Below are 18,960 nucleotides of genomic sequence, written 5' to 3'. Positions count from 1 at the left end.
TTCTCCTGCGGCGTTACGGCGACGGGGTCGCTTCTCGAGGGAGTGGCGGGGCCGGTGTCGGCTGCAGCTGTGCCGGCGCCGGGACGACGAACGGCTCAGATCCCGGTGGTGCGGGCCCCGGTTCGCGCGGGGCGCCGGGCGGCGGCGCCGGCGGCAGGCCCGGGTACAGCGGGGTGCCGTCCGGTGCGTACTGCGGAGCGCCGTAGGGCGGCGCGCCCGGGTACGGGATGGGCCCGGGGCCCGGCCCACCCGGATAGCGAACGCTGGGCGGTTCGGGCTGCCCCCGGGTGACCGGGAGGTAGTCGGCGTATGCCGGGAAAGCGATTCCGGGGTTGGGCCGGATATCGAGTCCTGTTCCCCAGCCGGTGTTGGTAATCAGTTGGCGCAGTGGCCAATTGGCTGCGACGTCGGGCAGCGATCCGCAGCCCGGCTTACCGCCGGGCCCGCCTTTGGCGCCGACGATCGGAAGGTTCTGCGGAAAACGGTATTGGTCGGCACCGAACAGCGGTGTGCTGTCGATGATCAGCGAATAGCCGTTGGCCCCTCCGGTGGCGTCCAGATAGCCGGTGTCGAGGGCGATCTTGGCGCCGACCAACATGCACGTCAGCGCTCCGTGGTACTTCGTGAGCAGCCTGGTGGTCGGGTCGAGCAGGTTCACGGCGGTGATCAGCCGGTCTTTGTTCGGGCCCAGCATCGCAATACCGCTGCGCGACAGGCCGATCATCTCGGCGAGCAGCGAATCCAGCGCCGGCGCTTCACCGGCAATGGTGGCACTGGTGGCACTGGCCGCATCTAGTACCTTCAGGATGTCGTGCGCCGCAGCGCCATAGGTGTCACCCAAGCGCGTGACCGCCTGGGTGTCGGCCCGCACCGTTTCGGCACGTGGATTGATCGCCAGCAGCACCTCGTTGGCGTCGGTGATGCTCTGACCGACCGTCGCACCGTGGCCGCGCAGACCCTCGGCCAGCGCGGACAGCACCCCCGCCAGCTTCGCCGGGTCGATCTGATTGAGCACCTTGACCAAGTTGGCGAACATCGTGTTGACCTCGGTGCCGACGTTCTCGGCCCAAAGCACCGTTCCGGCGCCTAGACGCTGCGGGCTGGGGTAGCGCGGATACACCAGGTCGACATACTTGGCGCTGAACAACGTGGTGGCGCGGATGCGGGCGCCCACGTTCGCCGGGATGTATTGGATCTGATCCGGTTTGATGGCCAGCGTCAAGGTGACGTGATCTTTCCCGGTGGTGATCTCGCTGACCCGGCCCACCTGCACTCCGCGCAGCTTGACCTTGCCGCCGCGATCCATCACCAGGCCGGCCCGGTCGGATATCACCGTCACCGCAACGGATGACTTGAACGCCCCGGAGAACAATGCCGCGGTGAGCGTGGTGGCGCCGATGACGACGACCACCAGCAAGAGCGTCCACCACCCGGGATGCATTCGCTGCGAACGTGATTCCGGCATGACCCGCTCCCCTATCTGCTCGGCTATCCCGACAGGTTGAAATGGCCGGACTGGCCGTGCACGGATAGCGAGATCGCCAGCACGATCAACGTCAGCACGATGAGCGAGGTACGCACCGAATGACCGACCGCCTCGCCCACCCCGGCGGGCCCGCCCTTGGCGGTGTAGCCGTAATAGGTGTGCACCAGCATGATGGCGACGGCCGCGGTGATCACCGTCAGGAACGACCAGAGCAGGTCCGTCGAATTGAGAAAGGTGCGGAAGTAGTGGTCGTAGACGCCGGTGGACTGCCCGTAGACCCCGGTCGTACCGAACCGGGCGGCCTGGAATGCACATACCACCGCGATGCAATACAGCGGGATGACCACGACCACACCGGCCACCACCCGGGTGGAAACCAGGTAGGCCACCGACCGGACGGCCATCACCTCCAGCGCATCGATTTCGTCGGCGATGCGCATGGCCCCCAGTTGCGCGGTGGCGCCGGCGCCGATGGTGGCGGCCAGCCCAACCCCGGCCACCGCCGGTGAGATGATGCGCACGTTGACATAAGCGGAGATGAAGCCGGTCATGGCCTCCACCCCGATGCCGGACAGCTGGTTGTAGCCCTGCACGGCGATGACCGCACCGGTGGACAAGGTCAGAAAGCCCACGATCACCACCGTGCCGCCGATCACCGCCAGGGCACCGGTGCCCAGGCTCATCTGGGCAATCAGGCGGACGATTTCCCTGCCGTAGCGGCCGAATGCCGTTCGCATCTCGGCGATCGTCCTGGCGTAGAACGCGACTTGGGAACCGATGCGATTCCAGCCGGCCACCAAGCCGCCCGCCCGGTGGCCGATCCAGGCGAGCCGCTCGACCGGCGGGTTGGCGCTCATTGCGGGCCTACGTAGAAGACTGCCGTGGCGACGATGTTGATCACGAACAACGCGATGAACGAATAGACCACCGTCTCGTTGACGGCATTGCCCACGCCCTGCGGGCCGCCGCCCACGGAAATGCCCTTGTAGCAGGCGATCAGAGCGGCTGCCATGCCGAACAGCGCGCCCTTGACCAGACCCAGGATCAGTTCCGGAAGGTGAGTGATCAGGGTCAGGCCGGCCGCGAAGGCACCCGGGGTGACGTGCTGGACGAACACCGAGAACACGAATGAGCCGGCGAGGCCGACCAGGGTCACCAGCGACACCAACGACACCGCGACAACGGTGGCCGCCAGCACGCGGGGCGCCGCCAGCCGGCGGATCGGGTCGACGCCCATCACCCGCAACGCGTCGAGTTCGTCATGGATGGTCCGGGCGCCCAGATCGGCGCACATTGCGGTGGCTCCGGTGCCGGCGACGACGAGCACCGTCACGATCGGCCCGATCTGGGTGACCGAAGCGGTGGCCGCGCCCGTACCGGAGAAATCGGCGGCGCCGAACTCCACCAACAAGATGTTGAGGGTGAACACCACCAGCACCGTGAAGGGAATCGCCAGCAACAGCGTCGGAATGATGGAAACCCTTGCCACGAACCAGCTTTGCAGCAGAAATTCCCGCCACGGGAAGGGCAGCTTGAACATCGCCACAAAGGTGTCCAATGACATCGCCAAGAATTCCCCGACGGAACGCAGCGGCTTGGTGACGGTGTCGGATGAAACCATCAGCGCGGTGTCCCTTTCCGGTTGCGCTCCATTGCGCTCGGGCGTGTTGCTGCATTCTTGAAGGGACTATGGTCGCCACCTGGTACTTCGAGGAAGAGTCGTTTGTCAGAAGTGTGTAGACGAAGGTCCTCTGCAGCTCGAGTACCGGCCGCCCTCACCAGCCCACCGGTGCAACGTATCCGGCGGCCGATTGCCGCAACTGCCAGATCTGGGCGGGGCGCAATTCGCCGACTGCCTGGCTGATCAGGTAGGAGGCCTGATACTCGTCGCGGGTCTCGAAGTCGCTTTTGACCTCACTGATGAGCTGTGCGTAGCGCTCGCCGGCCCGCACCCGGTCACAGATGCCGTTCCCATACGCCAGCGCGGCGTCGGCGTCGGCCGCGGCGTCGGCGTCGGGAAAGTCAGGAAAGTCGGGAAAGTCGGGAAAGTCGGGAAAGTCGGGAAAGTCGGGAAAGTCGGGAAAGTTGTAGCCCGGGCGCCCCGTCACAGTGATCAGGTAGGCCACCGCGTCGGCGTGTGCAGCGGGTACGCCGGTGCATATCACCGCGGACAGTGTCAGGCCGAGCCCCGTGGCAGCGTATGCTCGGCCGGCGCACCGTATACGGCGACCACCACGCTGCGGTCCAGGCTGTTCTCCGACCACACGCCCATCTGCGTATAGGCGCAGTTCTGCATGATCGTCAGGTAAGCCGGGTTGTAGTACCACTGGTTGATCACCTCGATACCGCTGATCGCCAGGGCCGCGTTGGTGGCCACCGTCTCGGCGACGCTGCCGCGATAGCCCGCGGCGTTCGCGCGGTCCTGCACGGTCGAGCCATCGGAGCCCAAGTCGCCGTCGAGGTCGCGGTTGTTGAGCACGTCGACGGTGTGCCACTGCGCCGCGAGTTGCAGCTGCAGGTTGATCCGCACGTCGTTGGTGCAGCCGGCGTTGTGCTGCACGGTGTAGACATTGGCGACGACACCGTCGTTGAGCCGCTTGTTGTCCGCGTTCGCGGACGGCGTTGCGGTAAGCACCGCGGCCGCGAGCATCGCGATACGCGCCCGAATATGTCGCCGCCGTCGCGCGCTGTGGCAGTCACTCGCGCGATTCAGCGATCCATTTGCGAGCTTCGTCGACGTCGGCGTCGGCGAAAGCGCGGTACTCGCCGGGCCGCAGAAAGCCGAAGAATTGGCTGAATTTCGCCACATGCGCCATCCATTCCACGTCGGTGACCAACGCGGCGCGATCCCAGTCGAAGAAGTGGCCGAAACCGAGCTTCGAATCCTCCCAGGCCGCCCCGGGATCAAATTTCTCGAAATCAAGCGGTATCTCGCAGTAGATCCGCACTTTCTTGTGGCGGGCGAGCTTGTCTTCGAAATCGGGCGCGAGTATGGCGTCGTCATCGGATTTCGTGGCGTGCCCGTGAAACGCGAACGCGGCAACGTTGTCGGGGAAGCCCTCCAGACGCTCGATCACCATGCCGCCTCGCCTTTGTCCGCCCGATGCAATTGCGCTGCGGTCATCGTCTCCTCGCCGGGCGCGCTCGGCGTAGAGGCCAAAGTCACCGAAACACCCGACCCCGACGGCGCGCCGGACAACGCAGGTAGTGCCGAACCGCCCTGTGTGGCGCCTAAAATTGGGCACGATGAGAGTCGGTATCGACTTCGGCACCACGCACACCGTCGCTGCAGTCGTCGACAGAGGCAACTACCCTGTCGTGTCTTTCGACGCAGTGGAGGCGTGGCCGTCGCTCATTGCCGCCAACGCGGCCGGCCAGCTCCGGTTCGGCCTGGACGCCGCGGCGGTGCGCCACGCCCCGGGATGGTCGGTGCTGCCCTCGTTCAAACGCCTGCTCAACGACGCCGGACCGCACACCGAAGCGACCCTGGCCGGCCGCAATTATCCGCTGGCCGAACTGCTCGCCGGCTACCTTGCCCAATTCAAAGACGACCTTCGGCATCGCTCCAACGCCGGTCTTCGGCCGGGCGAGCCGATCGAGGCCGCGATCAGCGTGCCCGCCAATGCGTCCAGCGCCCAACGCTTTCTGACGCTGGATGCCTTTCTTGCGGCGGGTTTTCACGTCGTCGGGATGCTGAACGAACCGTCTGCGGCCAGCCTCGAATACGCCCACCGGTACCGCTCCACCATTACCGCCAAGCGCGAATACGTCCTGATCTACGACCTCGGCGGCGGCACCTTCGATGCCTCACTGCTGAAAATGACGGGCCAGGTGAACGAGGTGGTCATCAGCGAGGGCATCCAGCGTCTGGGTGGCGACGACTTCGACGAGGCGATAGTGAAGCTCGTCATGTCCGGGGCTAAGCTGCCACCGGACGCCGCAGCATCCGACCCGTTGCGGGAGGAATGCGCCGCCCGCAAGGAGGCTATTGGGGCGCAGACCCGCCGCTTCCTGGTGGATCTGACGGTGGTCGATGGGACCGACCGGCCGCCCTTCGCTTGCGGCATCGACGACGTCTACTCGGCCTGCGCGCCGCTCGTCGACAAAACCATCGACGTGCTCTCGCGGGTACTGCACGATCCGGCGCCGGCCGGAAGCGGCGTCGCCTGGTCCGAGGTAGCAGGCATCTACCTGGTGGGCGGGGCCGGCGGCCTTCCGCTCATCGTGCGGATGCTGCGCACCGCCTTCGGGGAGAAACGCGTCAAACGCTCGCCGCACCCGTTTGCCGCAACCGCTATCGGGCTGGCCGTATTTCTCGACACGAAGGCGAATTTTCATTTGTCCGAACACTTTTCGCGGCATTTCGGAGTTTTCCGCGAGGCGGAGGACGGCGCCGGCGTGGTATTCGACCCGATCGTGCCCAAGGATGCCGCGCTTCCCGCCGACGGGCGTTCGCCGCTGGTCGTTCGGCGTACCTATCGGGCGGCGCACAACATCGGTCATTTCCGGTTCGTAGAGTGCAGCCGCCTGGTCAACGGCCGTCCCGACGGGGACGTGACGCCCTATGATCCGGTCTACTTTCCGTTCGACCCGGCCCTGTATGACCGCCACGATTTGGGGCGGCAACCCGTGGGCCGGTGGAACGACGGCCCCGATGTCGAGGAACGCTACGTGGTCGCCCCCGGAGGTGCCGTGGAAGTGACGCTCACAGCCCAGCCCACCGGCTTCAGGCGCACCTTCCGCCTGGAGCGACACGCCCCCGCGGGGCTGTGACCATGGAGCTCGACGACGTGATGCGAACGACGTTCGCCGCACGCGAATTCACCGACGATCCGCTGCCCGACGAGGTGCTGTGGCGCATCTTCGACAATGCCCGGTTCGCGCCCAGCGGCGGCAACCGCCAGGGCGCCCACATCATCGTCGTGCGCGACGCCGGCGTCCGTCACCGGCTTGCCGTGCTGGGGACGCCGGCCGCTCGCCGCTATCTCGCCCAGCTGCGGGCCGGTGAAAACCCTTGGAACCCGGTCCATCCCAGCGATGTAGCGCAGGAAATTGTCGACAGCACCGAAGTCCCCGAGACATTCATCACCTCGGTTGCCAAAGCGCCTGTTGTGCTGGTTGTTTCGGTTGACCTTGAGGTGGTCGCGGCGCTGGATCAGGACCTGGACCGGGTCGGGATCGCCGCCGGTGCGTCGGTGTATCCCCTGGTGTGGAACATCCTGCTGGCCGCTCGAAACGAGGGCTACGGCGGCACCATCACCACCATGGCGATCGCCCGGGAGGAGCAGGTCCGCGCCGTACTGGACATCCCCGCCACCCACGCTGTCGCGGCGATCATGCCGCTGGGAAAACCCACCCGCCAGCTGACCAAGTTGCGTCGCCGCCCGGTTGCCGGGTTCGTCACCCGGGAGCGCTTCGGCGGCCAGGCATTCGACGGTTAAGCCGAGGCTTGAGTGTTCAAGCCGGCCGCGACATCGCGGCGCTCGCACCCGACCCGCCGACTGTGGCCGCACTGGCAAGCTGCGCGGATGCCGAGCCCCGCCCCGGGTTTCGGCGAGGTCACCTCATTCGATGGCGTCGCGGTAGATGTCCAAGAGCCGAAACCTAGTTGCATCAAGGTACTGTCCGAGCACGGCAATGACACGCTTTTGCAGCTCGTACCCGAGTTCGTGATCCTCTTCGCATTTCTGGCGCAGGCACTTGCCGTCGAAGCCGATCGCCCGCGTCATTTCGGCCGCGCGAGCATCGAACCGCCAGTGGTAGGGCGGAACCAACCACGACCATCCGAGGATGTCGCCGTCACCGAGTGTCTGCACGACCAGGCTGCCATGGCCGGGAGCAGAAGTTTCGAGCGCGATCTTGCCGGCCCGAATGAGATAGAACTGATCGGCCTGCTCACCTTCACGGCAGATCAACTCGCCGGCGTTGAAGCGCACATTCGCCGCGCACCCGACGGCCAACCGCAGGTGGCGAGGGTCCATCCCGCTGAAGAACCGGTGCCCGGCCAGCACGCGTTCGAGCGTCTGCACTGTAATTCCTTTCCTAGGAAGCTAATTCAGGCCACGAGCCCGGCGGCTTGCTCCAGTTGCGTCAACGCGGGCTCGATCGCGCCGGCGAGTTCGTCGATATCGTCGGCGACCTCCGGAGTGGTGACGAAGCCGAAGTCGATGAACCCGCGGTAGCTGAAGCAGGTGACGTTCAAGCCCACCTGCATGGTCAGCGGTCCGATCGGCACCAAGCTTTCCACCTTTGCGCCGGCGAGGTAGATCGGGAAGTCGGGCCCGGGGACGTTGGAGACGACGAGGTTTATCGGAGCCACGTGACCGCCGAGATGGCTGGCGGTGTACGCCCGCACGGCCAGCGCCAGCAAGCCAGGCGGCGTCGTGTCGGTCAGGCCCATGATCTGATGGGCGGTGAGCGCCTTGGCCATCTCCTTGGCCCCTTGGGAATTGCGGTAGATGGTGCCCAACCGCGCCGCGACGTCGGCGACATCGGTGGCCAGGCTCATCGTCATCGACGAGATCTGGTTGGCGGACTTGGAGTCCTCGCGGTGGGTCGAGACCGGGATCTGGGCGATCAGGGGCCGCTCCGGCAGCTCGCCGCGGTCCTCGAGATATCCGCGAAGAGCACCCGAAACCATTGCCAACACAACATCATTGAGCTTGACACCGAAGCTCTGTTTGACGGCTTTCACCCGCTCGAGCGGCACCCGGGCGAACGCGATCCGCCGCTCGGGCGTGAGGTCGGCGTTGAACCGGGTGATCGGCGCCCGGAAGAAGTGCGGCGGCTTGTTGGCCAGGCCCCGTACCGCCAGCTGCTGAACCAGTGTCTGCTGCAAAATCCGCGCCAGCCGGTATGGGGTCGCGACGGCGACGTTGAACATGGCGCCGAACGCGCGCCGCTCCAACCGGGGCATGCCGACTGCTGACGGCTGCGCGACACCGACGGCCGCTGGCCGGGGCTGCGGCGTGACGTCCAACATGATCTCGCTCAGCCCGGCGCCCGACACCCCATCGACGAGGGCGTGATGAATCTTGGTCAGGGTCGCGACCCGGCCGCGCTCGAGACCCTCGATGAACCACAGCTCCCAGAGGGGTCTGCTGCGCTCCAGCGGATAGGACATCAGCCGACCGACAAGTTCTTCCAGCTCAGGGCGCCCGCCCGGCGAGGGCACCGCAACGCGCCGGATGTGATAGTCGATGTCGAGCTTGGTGTCCTCGACCCACCACGGCCGGTCGAGGCCCAGGGGCGCGCCGGCGACTCGGCACCGCAGCAACGGCAGCTCCGGGAGACGAGAAGCCATGAGGTCCTTGAGCGCATCGAAACCGAAATTGAGCGTATCCGAGGGGTCACAGATCGCGAGGCCGCCGATGTGCATTGGGCAGGTATGGGTCTCGGCGAACCAGAACGCCGCGTCCAGTGCGGACAACCGCATCACGACGACAGCGTAGAGCGTCGCGGGCGGGGCAGCCACGAAAACGCGGCATCCGCCGGGATAGTTTCCCGGTGTGACGGCAAGCCCAGGCACCATCGAACGTGCAACGGCTGTGAGATTTCGCGCGAAAGTTCGCAGCAGCGACACGCTCGGCGCGCCATCGACCTCTGCGGCACCCTGCCCGAAATCGGCGGCCGAACTTTGAACACTAGATTGAGCCAGGTCAGGCAAGCCGGTACGGGGACTTGCCGACGTCGGCGACCCGCCGCGTGGCGCCAACGCGTGCCTTGGATCGGAAGGAGACATCCGCCATGTCCACCTGGCTCATCACCGGTTGTTCGACCGGGCTCGGCCGCGCCCTGTCCGAGGCCGTGATCGGCGCCGGCCACAACGCCGTCGTCACCGCGCGTGACGTCACCAAGGTCGCCGAACTGGCCGACGCAGCGCCGGACCGGGCACTGGCCATGGCTCTCGACGTCACCAACGCCGAGCAGGTCGGCTCTGCGGTGCGCGCGGGCGAGCAGCGGTTCGGCGGCATCGACGTCCTGGTCAACAACGCCGGCTACGGTTACCGCGCCGCCGTCGAAGAGGGCGACGACGCCGACATCCGCGCCCTGTTCGAGACCCACTTCTTCGGAACCGTCGCAATGATCAAGGCCGTGCTTCCGGGCATGCGGGCGCGCCGCTCCGGCTCGATCGTCAACATCTCCTCGATCACCGTTCAGCTGACCCCGGTGGCCTCCGGCTACTATTCGGCGGCCAAGGCTGCGGTGGAGGGCATGAGCGGGGCGTTGCGCGGTGAGGTTGCGCCCCTTGGCATTTCGGTCATGGTCGTCGAACCCGGGGCGTTTCGCACCGACTTCGCCGGCCGCTCGCTCACCCAGTCTGCCACGGTCATCGACGACTACGCCGCCACGGCCGGGCAACGCCGCATCGAGAACGACACCATGGACGGCAACCAGCAGGGCGACCCCGTCAAGGCGGCCACCGCGATCGTCGCGGCGGTCGAATCACCCGAGCCGCCGGGATTTCTGCTGCTGGGCCCCGACGCGCTGATGATCTACCGCTACATCGCCGAGCAACGGGCCAACGAAATCGGCACCTGGGAACAGCTCAGCGCCGGTACCAACTTCGACTCCTGACACCGGGACGGATCACCCAGTCCGTTGCACGGCATACAGCCGGACCTCGCCGTGCACGCCGCGCAGATGACGTGCGCCGACGCCCGACCACTCGATGCCCGCCGCGTCGCCGATCACCTCGCGTGCGGACTCGGTCACCCACACCGCACCCGAAGGCGCCGCGTGGGTGACCCGGTTGGCCAGGTTGACCGGGTTGCCGTACCAGTCCCCGGAACGGCTGATGGCGCGCCCGAACGCGAACCCCGCGCGGAGCCTGGGGACGTTTTCGAGGACCGCGGCCTCAACCAGGTTGAGCACCGTGGTCAGCAACTGCAGCGGTTCGGCGCAGACCAGCATCACCGCGTCGCCGATCGTCTTGACGAACTGGACCGGACTCATCACCACGTCATGAGCCAGATCGGACAGCCGTCCGGCGATCAGTCCCAACTCCTCCGGTGGCAATTTCTCGCCCAGGTGGGTGAATCCGACCAGGTCGGCGAAGGCGACCGCCACCTCTCGTGCGCCCGGCAAGGCGCCGGCGGCGCGCTCGGCCACACTGATCGCCTCGGTCTCGAAGGAATGTCGCAGTGCCAGGCGCAACAAGTCGTGGACCATCGGACCAAGCAGCGGCGCAGCCTGCTGGGCCAGGTGTTCGAAGGCCTTGGCCAGGTCGAGCTCGGTGGCACCCGGTCGCAGCGACGCCTGCAGGGCCGCGCGGCGCATTGCCACCGCCGGGCCGGTCAGGCCCTCGACGAGCAGCCTTACGACCAGTACCACCCGCGCCGGGTCCAAGCCGAGGTCGATCAGACGCGCGGCGTTGAGCACCGCTTCCGCGTCGGCGCGGGACCGCAGCGGCGAATCGGGATCATAAACCCGCACCAGCCCAGCTGCCCGGTGCAGGCGCTGCAGCAATTCCAGGCTGACGCCGCTGGCCTGGGAAATCTCGCGCGCCGACACCGAGGTTCCGTCGTCGCCGATGGCGCGATTGGCGGGCAACAGCATCGGAATGAACGCGCCGCGGATCTGGTCGGCGTCAAACCCGCGGTCGAGCAGCCAGGTGACGAGCTCGGCACGCTCCTGGCGCGCCTTGCCGTGGAGGTCATCGAGCAACCCCAGCGACTCGACGTCCTTGTTGTCCGGCTCCACTGACACCGCGTCAACGTATAACAACCTAGGGCCTTCGGACCCTCGTTACGGGCACGCCGACGCCCTAGCATCGGCTCATTCGGGAGACCGACAGCGACCCTTCCCTGAGTCGAGGACTCGATCATGACCACTATCCACACCGAAAAACCCGCTCCCGTCGAGGCATCCGCGCTCATCGATGGCCGCCGGCGGGAAATCGACGCGCTGGTCGCCGAGGCGGCCGCAGCCGCCCGCGCGTTCCGCCGGCTTGACCAGCAGCAAGTCGACGCGATCGTCGAGGCGATGGTGCGCGCCGGGGTGCGCGCGGCCGGCGAACTGGCCAGTGTGGCCATCGAGGAGACCGGCTTCGGCGTCTTCGAGGACAAGGTCGTCAAGAACTACGTGGCCACCGAGTTCCTGCACGACTATCTGCGCGGCAAGAAATCGGTGGGGGTCATCGACGAGGACGTCGAGCACAACATCGCCTACCTGGCCGAGCCCATCGGGGTCGTGCTGGCCATCACCCCGGTGACCAACCCGACCTCGACGGTGTTGTTCAAGGCGATCGTGGCCGCCAAGACCCGCAACGCGATTCTGTTCCGGCCGTCGCCGTATGCGGTGCGCTCGTGTGAACGCAGCCTCGAAATCCTGCGCACGGCAGCCGAAGCGGCCGGCATGCCGCCGGGGGCGCTGCAGGTCATCCCCGACGCCGCCCACGAAGTGACCCACTACCTGTTCAAGCACCCGCAAGTGGATTTTATCTGGGTGACCGGCGGGCCGAAGATCGTCGCGCTGGCGAATGCGGCCGGAAAGCCGGGGCTGTCCGTCGGTCCCGGCAACGCACCGATCTACATTCACAAGACCGCGGACCTCAAGGGTGCCGTTGTTGACATCTTGATTTCGAAAACCTTTGACTCCTCGGTTATTTGCCCCGCCGAGCAAACCTGCGTCATCGACGACGAGATCTACGACGAGGCGATCGCCGAGTTCGAGCGGATGGGCGCGCAGCTGCTCACCCCGGACCAGGCCGGGGCGGTGGCCGAGTTCGCCTTCGGCTGCGGCGACAAGATCTCGCTGGCGGCCGTCGGGCAGAAGGCGGCGGAATTGGCCGAGCGGGCCGGTTTCGCCGTATCGCCGACGGTAAAGGTGTTGTTGGCGGAGCTGCCCGCCGACCTGGACGAACTCGCCGCGCACCCGTTGGTGCAGGAAAAGCTGATGCCGGTGCTGGGGGTGGTGCGCGCGCGCAGCGTGCAGCACGCCATCGACGTCGCCGTGCTGGTCACCGAGCACGGCGGCCTCGGACACACCTCTGCGGTGTACGCCAACGACGAAAACGTCATCGATGCATACGCTTTGGCGGTTCGCACCGGCCGCGTCCTGGTCAACGCACCCACGTCGGTCGGGGCGCTCGGCGGGGTCTACAACAATTTGACCCCGACGTTCTCGCTGGGGTGCGGCACCTGGGGCGGGTCGAGCACCACCGAGAACGTCAACTACCGGCAACTGCTCAACATCAAGACCGTCTCGCGCCGGCGCACCCCGCCGCAGTGGTTCCGGGTGCCGTCCAACACCTACTTCAACGAAGGTGCCCTGGACAATTTGCGGGAACTCGACTGCGAAACGGTCGTGGTGATCACCGATGTGCTGACCGAGGAGCGCGGCGTGGTCGAGGCGCTGCGCGCCAAGTTGCGCACCACACATGTGCAGGTGTTCAGCGAGGTGACCCCGGAGCCCGACGAGTCCACGATCCGCCGCGGTGTAGCGCTGCTGCAGCGAGTACAGCCGGACCTGTTGGTCGCCGTCGGCGGCGGCTCGGTGCTGGACGCCGGCAAGGCGATCAGGCTGTTCTACGAGCACCCGGACAAGAGCCTCGACGAGTTGACGATGCCGTTCCTAGACCCCCGCAAGCGGGTAGCCGACTATCCAGTCGACCGTCATCGGGTCCAATTGGTCGCCGTCCCCACGACATCGGGCACCGGATCGGAGGTTTCGCCGGCGGCGGTGCTGACGGTGCGCGGCAAGAAGGAGACACTGGTCGACTACAGCCTGGTGCCCGACCTGGCCATCGTCGACCCGGTGCTGACCTCGTCGATGCCGCCGGCCTTGACCGCCGACACCGGCATCGACGCGCTGACCCACGCGCTGGAGGCGGCCGTGTCGATCTTCGCCTCGCCGTACACCGACGCGCTGTGCGCTCAGGCGGCACGGCTGATCTTCGACGCGCTGCCCAGGGCCTACCAAGATCCCGAAGACCTGGCGGCGCGCACCGCCATGTCCAACGCGGCAACCCTTGCGGGGCTGGCGTTCTCGAATGCGTTCGTCGGCACGAATCATGCGCTGGCTCATGCCGTCGGCGCCGCGTTCGGCATCTCCCACGGCCGGGCCAACGGCATCTTCCTGCCGCATGTACTGCGCTACAACGCAAGCCTGCCAACTAAATTCATGCCCGCGCCCGGATATTCGGCCTATGTTGCCCCGGACAAGTACGCGCAGCTGGGTCAGCTGATCTTCGGCGGACATGAGCCCGACGAGGGTCGCCGCCGGTTGTTCGCGGGGGTCGACGACCTGCTGGGCCGGCTGCATATGCCACGGTCGCTGCGCGACTTCGGCGTCGACGAGCAGGCGTTTCTCGAGGCACTGCCGGCGTTGGCGATGACGGCGTTCGAGGATTTGAGCAACCGCACCAACCCGCGGATGCCGTTGGTCAGCGAGATCACCACATTGCTGCGGCTGGGCTACTACGATGACGGCGGCCCCGAGCAGTCAACCGGAAGCTGAGCGACTGCCGCGATTCTCGTCCGTATCGACCACCGGCGAGGATGATGATCATGGCCAGCGGTCGTTTCCGGCGGGGAGGAGCACCATGAACGTTGCGGCGCTGGCGGGCACGATTGTCGGTTCGCTCGTGTTGCCGGTCGCAGGTCTGATCCTGCTGATCGTCGGAATACGGAAGCGTTCGACGTCGCGCAGGCAGGCGTCGATCGGGTACCCGCCGGGCTATCCGCCGGCGACGGGCTATCCGGGCGCTCAGCCGGGCTATCCGCCGCCTCCCGGCTACCCGCCCGCAGCCGGTTATCCCATGCCGCCGCAGCCGGTGCCGCCGAAGCCCGCCGGCACCGGGTTGATCGTCACCGGTATCGTGCTGCTGGTCGTCGGCGCGCTGGCGGTGGTGGGGACACTGGCCAATGCCGTACTGCACAGCAGCCGCCTGGCAATCGGCGACTGCCTGACCAATTCGATCCTGACCGACCCGCCCGATTGGCACCCGAGCAGTTGCTCGAATTCTGACGCGGTGCTCCAATACGCCGCCAACGCGGACTCGAACGGAAACTGTCCGGACGGCAAGCGCAACGACAGCAGCTACCTGTCGGCCGAGCACAACGGCGTACGGATGTGCTTTGCGGCCAACCTGTTACAGGGCCAGTGTTACGCCTCCGAGCACAACGACAAGACGGTCCGCGCGGCAAGCTGCTCCAGAACGGGCACCGTCAGGGTCGTCAAACGAATCGACGGCAGCACCGACGCGTCGGCTTGCCCCAAACACACCCGCGCCCTGACATATCCGCAACCGAAACGGACCTACTGCACCGAACGCGCCGGGACCAGTTGAACCCGCGCCGTTAGCGTTAGCCGGGCACCACCGTCGGGCGTCGGTCGCCGGACCCGATATCCTCTTCAATTACGTTGAACAGGAGTGCTTTTCGACGCGTGACCACGATGCCGACGATGCCCAGCGCCCAGACTGGGTACTGCACCGTCCACGCCAGCCGGAACCAGTCGAACGAGTAGTCGTCGGTGATCTCGAGGATCATTCCCATCGCCTGCATGACCAACAGGCCAGCCAAGGAGCCGGCCATGTTGACAATGCCCTTTGCGGTGCCCAGCGTCGCACTGGTATTGAACGTCCGCGCGAAGTCCAGGCCGATCATCGACGCCGGACCGCCGACGGAGATGACGATGATCAACACGACCAGCAACCACAGTGGAGCACGCCCCGGTAACGCCAGCACGATGGTCCAGGCCACGATGTTGGCGGCCACGATGCCCAGCGCCATGGTGGACCGCCGGTGCGGATGGTGGCCGGTCAGGATGCCCAGGATGAGGCCCGAGGCGATCGCCGCGACCACCGATACGGTCAGCAGCGCACCGGCGAGCTGGATCGAAAGCCCTTGGGCCTTAGTCAGATACGGCACACCCCACATCAATGCGAACACCGCGAGCGAGAACGGGGTGCTCAGGTGAGTGAAGAACCCCAGCCGGGTGCCCGGACGCGACCACACCGCCTTGATGCCAACCACCGTGCCACGCAGCGTCGTGCCTTCGGTGGCTATCGGGTGTCCCTTCGGCGCGTTGCGCACCAGCGCCAAGCCGAGCGCCGCCGACAGCACACCCACGGCCGCAGCAGAGGTGTATGCGGCGGTCCACCCGGCACCGAGCAGTATCGCCAAAAACGGCACCGCCGACAGCACCTGGCCCAGCTGACCGCACATGTAGGTCAGCTGGGTCACGAGCGGGACCCGCCTGGGCGCGAACCAGTACGAGACCAGGCGCAGCACCGAGATGAACATCACGGAGTCGCCCAGCCCGACAACCGCACGCGCGGCAATTGCCATCGGCAACGACCCGGTGAACGCCAGGACGAATTGGCCGGCGGCCATCAGCGAAGCGCCGCTGACGATCAGCGCCCGTGAACCGAAGCGGTCAAGCAACACCCCGGCGGGAATCTGGCAGCCCGAATAGACGATGACCTGCAGCACGACGAAAGTCGACAGCACTCCTGGGCCGGCGGAAAAGCGTTGCGCCGCTTGCATACCGGAGACACCGAGCGTCGTGCGGTCCAAGACGGCGACAATGTATGCCGCCAGCCCGACGGCCCAGACGATCCAGGAACGCACGGCCCCAGTGTCGCGTATCCGGCCCGATACATCAAAATCAGATATGTAATGTACATTTGTACATGTACGTTCGTACACGAGGAGGAGTCTTGGCTTATCTGTTTCTGATGTGCGCGATCTTCGCCGAGGTGGTCGCCACCACACTGCTCAAGAACACCGAAGGGTTCACCCGGCTGTGGCCGACCGTCGCCTGCCTGGCCGGTTACGCCGTGGCGTTCGCTCTGCTGGCGTTATCGATCTCGCGGGGCATGCAGACCGATGTCGCCTATGCATTGTGGTCGGCGATCGGCACGGCCGCCATCGTGCTGATCGCCGTGCTCTTCCTCGGCTCGCCGCTGTCGCTGCCCAAGGTCCTTGGGGTCGGGCTGATCATCGGCGGGGTGGTCACGCTGAACATTGCCGGTGCGCATTGACCGCGGAGCCCCACCGTCGCCCCCGTGACCCGGCCGGCCGCCGCCAGGCGATCATCGAGGCGGCGGGGCGGGTGATCGCCCGTCACGGCCTCGGTGAGCTGACGCACCGCCGGGTGGCCGCGGAGGCCGATGTTCCGGTCGGGTCGACGACCTACTACTTCAGCGACCTGGGAAAGCTCCGCGAAGCCGCGCTTGCGCACGTCGCGAGGAGCGCCGCCGATTGGCTGGAGCAGTGGCGGCGTGATCTCGATCAGGCCGCCGATCTCCCCGATACCCTGGCTCGCCTCGCCGCCGAATATCTGACCGACCTGGACCGGCACCGCACACTCAGCGAGTTGTACGTCGCGGCAAGTCACCGGCCGGAGTTGCAGTCCCTGGCGCGGCTGTGGCCGCAGGGCCTGGTCGCGCTGCTCGAACCGCGCATCGGCCGACGCGCCGCCGAAGCGGTCACAGTTTTTCTCGACGGCGCCACGGTGCACTCGCTGATCAGCGGCACACCGATGAGCACCGAGGCCCTCGCGGATGCCCTGGCTAGGCTGGTGGCCGATAGTTGATCGCAATGCCTCGTCGAACGTGACGCCACGGTCACGTTCGGAGCCGAACGTGACCGTGGCGTCACGTTGATGGCCGCCCGGCTCGCAATGTGTCGATCGAGTAGGCTCCCGGCCCGGTGAAGACCAGCAGGAAAAAGCCGAAGCAGAAGAGTATCGCCAGCACTCCGCCGTTGCCCGCCGGCGGATCGCCGATCGGCCAGAGCGAGCGCGGTTGGTGCATCCAAAAATAGGCCACCGCCATTTCGCCCGAGGCGATGAACGCGACGGCACGGGTGAACAACCCGGCTGCCAGCAACACGCCCGCGACCAATTGGATCACGCCGGCATACCATATGGGCCAGGCTGCGAACTCAACGGCGTATTTGGGCGGAACCGGCCAGCTGAACAGGCTCATCGAGCCGAAACCGGCGAAAAGCAGGCCATAGACGAATCGGAACAGGCTCAGCACGCCCGGCGAATAACGGGAGAGGCGGTGTTCGACATCATGCGCCACAACCCAACGTTACGGTCTGCGGCCGGCGACACGGCCGCAACAAGCGATCAGGCCACCCGCGGGGAGCGGCTTGGTAGTTTTTCGCTCCCGCGTAATTGGGAACTCACTATCGCATGAGCACCCCACCGGAGGTTAGGAGACTCATCGACGCCCTCGCCGACGATATCTACGACGCCTACTACGGCATCGAATATCGCGGACCTCAATACAGCAGAGGGCAGGGAATGCAGGCGGCAAGGTACCTGGCGAGAAAGCTGATCCGCCGCGGCTGGCGCAAAACGGCTGACTACTGCCTTCCTCGGTGCCCTCATGGGACGCCGACGTGTTACGACCCCGCGCCGCACGACCACTGCGAGTTGTAAGTAACGCCCTCGCCGCGTCCTCGCGGCTAAGTCGTAGCGAAAACAGCTGCGCGAGCAGACGCACGTCCGGCAAGATCGACAGGCTGGCTTTGGTCGACTGGGCCGCGCTCTGCAGGGGTGAACAAGGCGGGATTCGAGGCATGGACATCAACAGCGTCGGCGATGGCACTGCCGGTTCGGCACCCGAGCATTCGAAGTCCTACGCGATTCCCGCCGACCTCGAACAACGGCCCGTTGTGATCGTCGGAGCAGGCACCCTGGGCGCGCGCATCGCCCTGATGTTCGCCCTGGGCGGCAGCCGCGTACGCATCTCCAACCGCACGCGGGACCGCGCCGAATCCGCCAAGCGCTTCGTAGCCGACCAGTTGCCGCAGGTTCGCGACATGCTCGCCGTGTCCGACATAGCACCGGGTGCCGTCGAGGTGGTCACACCGCTCGAGGATGCCGTTCCCGGGTCCTGGCTCATCATCGAGTCGGTCGCCGAAGACCTTGCGATCAAGCGGCCGTTACTGGCCACCATCGACGGGCTCGCCGACCCGGACGCGATCCTGGCGACGAACTCCTCGTCCTATCCGAGCAGCCAGATGGCCAGCGCGGTCAACCACCCCGAGCGGCTGCTCAACATGCATTTCCTGATGCCGCCGCTGGCCAACAGCGTCGAATTGATGTCCTGCGGCGCGACCGACAGCGCCATCATCGATGCGCTGACAAAGCTTCTGCCCCGCTACCGGCTGACGCCATTCGAGGTACGGCAAGAAAGCGTCGGCTTCATCTTCAACCGCATCTGGGCCGCCATCAAACGCGAGGCGCTAATGGTCGTGCAGGAGGGGGCGGCGACGCCCGAGGATGTCGACCGGATCTTTCAGGACGTCTTCCGCTCCCCGGCCGGACCGTTTCGCATGATGGACCAGGTCGGTCTGGACGTAGTGCTTGATGTCGAGGAGCACTACGCGCAGATCCGCGACGGCATACCCGAAGGACCCCGCACGCTCCTGCGCGAATACCTCGGGCGTGGGCATCTCGGAGTCAAGAGCGGCCGCGGGTTTTACGCCGATTATGACGCCGGCAGGTGACGC

The 18,960-nt window shown here is 66.3% G+C and carries 18 protein-coding genes and 1 pseudogene; 8 read left to right on the top strand and 11 right to left on the bottom strand.

Annotation, left to right across the window (positions count from 1 at the left end; translation table 11 throughout):
- Window positions 1–13 precede the first annotated feature (13 nt).
- The 6 genes and pseudogenes from EET13_RS08055 to EET13_RS08030 form a co-directional block, all read right to left on the bottom strand.
- Window positions 14–1,465 (bottom strand): MCE family protein, encoded by a 1,452-nt coding sequence (locus EET13_RS08055; RefSeq protein ID WP_122441783.1) that lies wholly within the window; start codon window positions 1,463–1,465, stop codon window positions 14–16.
- Between the two features lie 23 nt (window positions 1,466–1,488).
- Entirely contained in the window at window positions 1,489–2,343 is an 855-nt protein-coding gene (locus tag EET13_RS08050; protein WP_122441782.1) for an ABC transporter permease, read from the bottom strand.
- On the bottom strand, window positions 2,340–3,107 hold the full coding sequence (locus EET13_RS08045; RefSeq protein ID WP_122441781.1) for an MlaE family ABC transporter permease: 768 nt from the start codon (window positions 3,105–3,107) through the stop codon (window positions 2,340–2,342). Before EET13_RS08045 ends, EET13_RS08050 begins: the two co-directional genes overlap by 4 nt.
- Window positions 3,108–3,261: 154 nt before the next feature.
- The gene (locus EET13_RS08040; protein WP_244603819.1) at window positions 3,262–3,651 is read right to left on the bottom strand and encodes a DUF732 domain-containing protein; all 390 of its coding nucleotides are present in this window, start codon (window positions 3,649–3,651) and stop codon (window positions 3,262–3,264) included.
- Between the two features lie 14 nt (window positions 3,652–3,665).
- Window positions 3,666–4,136 (bottom strand): annotated as a pseudogene (locus EET13_RS08035) (CAP domain-containing protein); the annotation flags it as partial.
- Between the two features lie 46 nt (window positions 4,137–4,182).
- Window positions 4,183–4,566 carry a SpoIIAA family protein gene (locus EET13_RS08030; protein ID WP_244603818.1) on the bottom strand — a complete coding sequence of 128 codons (384 nt, stop codon included), beginning with the start codon at window positions 4,564–4,566 and terminating at the stop codon, window positions 4,183–4,185.
- Between the two features lie 166 nt (window positions 4,567–4,732).
- Here EET13_RS08030 and EET13_RS08025 point away from each other — a divergent pair, with 166 nt between their 5' ends.
- Complete coding sequence (locus EET13_RS08025; RefSeq protein ID WP_122441779.1) at window positions 4,733–6,259, top strand: Hsp70 family protein; 1,527 nt, start codon at window positions 4,733–4,735, stop codon at window positions 6,257–6,259.
- Window positions 6,260–6,261: 2 nt separating this feature from the next.
- Window positions 6,262–6,927: a nitroreductase family protein gene (locus EET13_RS08020; RefSeq protein WP_122441778.1), complete on the top strand. Its 666-nt coding sequence runs from the start codon at window positions 6,262–6,264 to the stop codon at window positions 6,925–6,927.
- A gap of 123 nt (window positions 6,928–7,050) precedes the next feature.
- Here the strand turns inward: EET13_RS08020 and EET13_RS08015 are convergent, their stop codons facing one another.
- Window positions 7,051–7,515 carry a cyclic nucleotide-binding domain-containing protein gene (locus EET13_RS08015; protein ID WP_122441777.1) on the bottom strand — a complete coding sequence of 155 codons (465 nt, stop codon included), beginning with the start codon at window positions 7,513–7,515 and terminating at the stop codon, window positions 7,051–7,053.
- Between the two features lie 26 nt (window positions 7,516–7,541).
- On the bottom strand, window positions 7,542–8,924 hold the full coding sequence (locus EET13_RS08010; RefSeq protein ID WP_122441809.1) for a WS/DGAT/MGAT family O-acyltransferase: 1,383 nt from the start codon (window positions 8,922–8,924) through the stop codon (window positions 7,542–7,544).
- Window positions 8,925–9,232: 308 nt separating this feature from the next.
- Here EET13_RS08010 and EET13_RS08005 point away from each other — a divergent pair, with 308 nt between their 5' ends.
- A complete protein-coding gene (locus EET13_RS08005) occupies window positions 9,233–10,063 on the top strand; it encodes an oxidoreductase (RefSeq protein ID WP_122441776.1) in 831 nt (276 codons plus the stop codon).
- A gap of 12 nt (window positions 10,064–10,075) precedes the next feature.
- On the opposite strand, the gene EET13_RS08000 is transcribed toward EET13_RS08005, so the two are convergent.
- Window positions 10,076–11,194, bottom strand: a complete 1,119-nt coding sequence (locus EET13_RS08000) for an adenylate/guanylate cyclase domain-containing protein (RefSeq protein WP_122441775.1) — start codon at window positions 11,192–11,194, stop codon at window positions 10,076–10,078.
- Between the two features lie 117 nt (window positions 11,195–11,311).
- Here EET13_RS08000 and adhE point away from each other — a divergent pair, with 117 nt between their 5' ends.
- A complete protein-coding gene (gene adhE, locus EET13_RS07995) occupies window positions 11,312–13,945 on the top strand; it encodes a bifunctional acetaldehyde-CoA/alcohol dehydrogenase (protein WP_122441774.1) in 2,634 nt (877 codons plus the stop codon).
- Between the two features lie 85 nt (window positions 13,946–14,030).
- Window positions 14,031–14,777 (top strand): LppU/SCO3897 family protein, encoded by a 747-nt coding sequence (locus tag EET13_RS07990; RefSeq protein ID WP_122495436.1) that lies wholly within the window; start codon window positions 14,031–14,033, stop codon window positions 14,775–14,777.
- A gap of 16 nt (window positions 14,778–14,793) precedes the next feature.
- Here EET13_RS07990 and EET13_RS07985 read toward each other — a convergent pair whose 3' ends face one another.
- Window positions 14,794–16,062 (bottom strand): MFS transporter, encoded by a 1,269-nt coding sequence (locus tag EET13_RS07985; protein ID WP_122441772.1) that lies wholly within the window; start codon window positions 16,060–16,062, stop codon window positions 14,794–14,796.
- Window positions 16,063–16,151: 89 nt separating this feature from the next.
- Here EET13_RS07985 and EET13_RS07980 point away from each other — a divergent pair, with 89 nt between their 5' ends.
- Both EET13_RS07980 and EET13_RS07975 read left to right on the top strand, forming a co-directional pair.
- Window positions 16,152–16,475, top strand: coding sequence for a DMT family transporter (locus EET13_RS07980; RefSeq protein WP_122441771.1), 324 nt, complete (start codon window positions 16,152–16,154; stop codon window positions 16,473–16,475).
- On the top strand, window positions 16,472–17,029 hold the full coding sequence (locus EET13_RS07975; protein ID WP_122441770.1) for a TetR/AcrR family transcriptional regulator: 558 nt from the start codon (window positions 16,472–16,474) through the stop codon (window positions 17,027–17,029). Before EET13_RS07980 ends, EET13_RS07975 begins: the two co-directional genes overlap by 4 nt.
- A 61-nt stretch (window positions 17,030–17,090) precedes the next feature.
- Here the strand turns inward: EET13_RS07975 and EET13_RS07970 are convergent, their stop codons facing one another.
- Window positions 17,091–17,522, bottom strand: coding sequence for a DoxX family protein (locus EET13_RS07970; protein WP_122441769.1), 432 nt, complete (start codon window positions 17,520–17,522; stop codon window positions 17,091–17,093).
- 502 nt (window positions 17,523–18,024) lie between these two features.
- Between EET13_RS07970 and EET13_RS07960 the strand changes: the two genes are divergently transcribed.
- On the top strand, window positions 18,025–18,957 hold the full coding sequence (locus EET13_RS07960) for a 3-hydroxyacyl-CoA dehydrogenase family protein (RefSeq protein ID WP_122441767.1): 933 nt from the start codon (window positions 18,025–18,027) through the stop codon (window positions 18,955–18,957).
- Window positions 18,958–18,960 lie beyond the last annotated feature (3 nt).

This window comes from Mycobacterium attenuatum, from assembly GCF_900566085.1.
GTDB lineage: Bacteria > Actinomycetota > Actinomycetes > Mycobacteriales > Mycobacteriaceae > Mycobacterium > Mycobacterium attenuatum.
The sequence above is the reverse complement of the archived record's forward strand: the minus strand, read 5'-3'. Positions and strand labels throughout refer to the sequence as shown.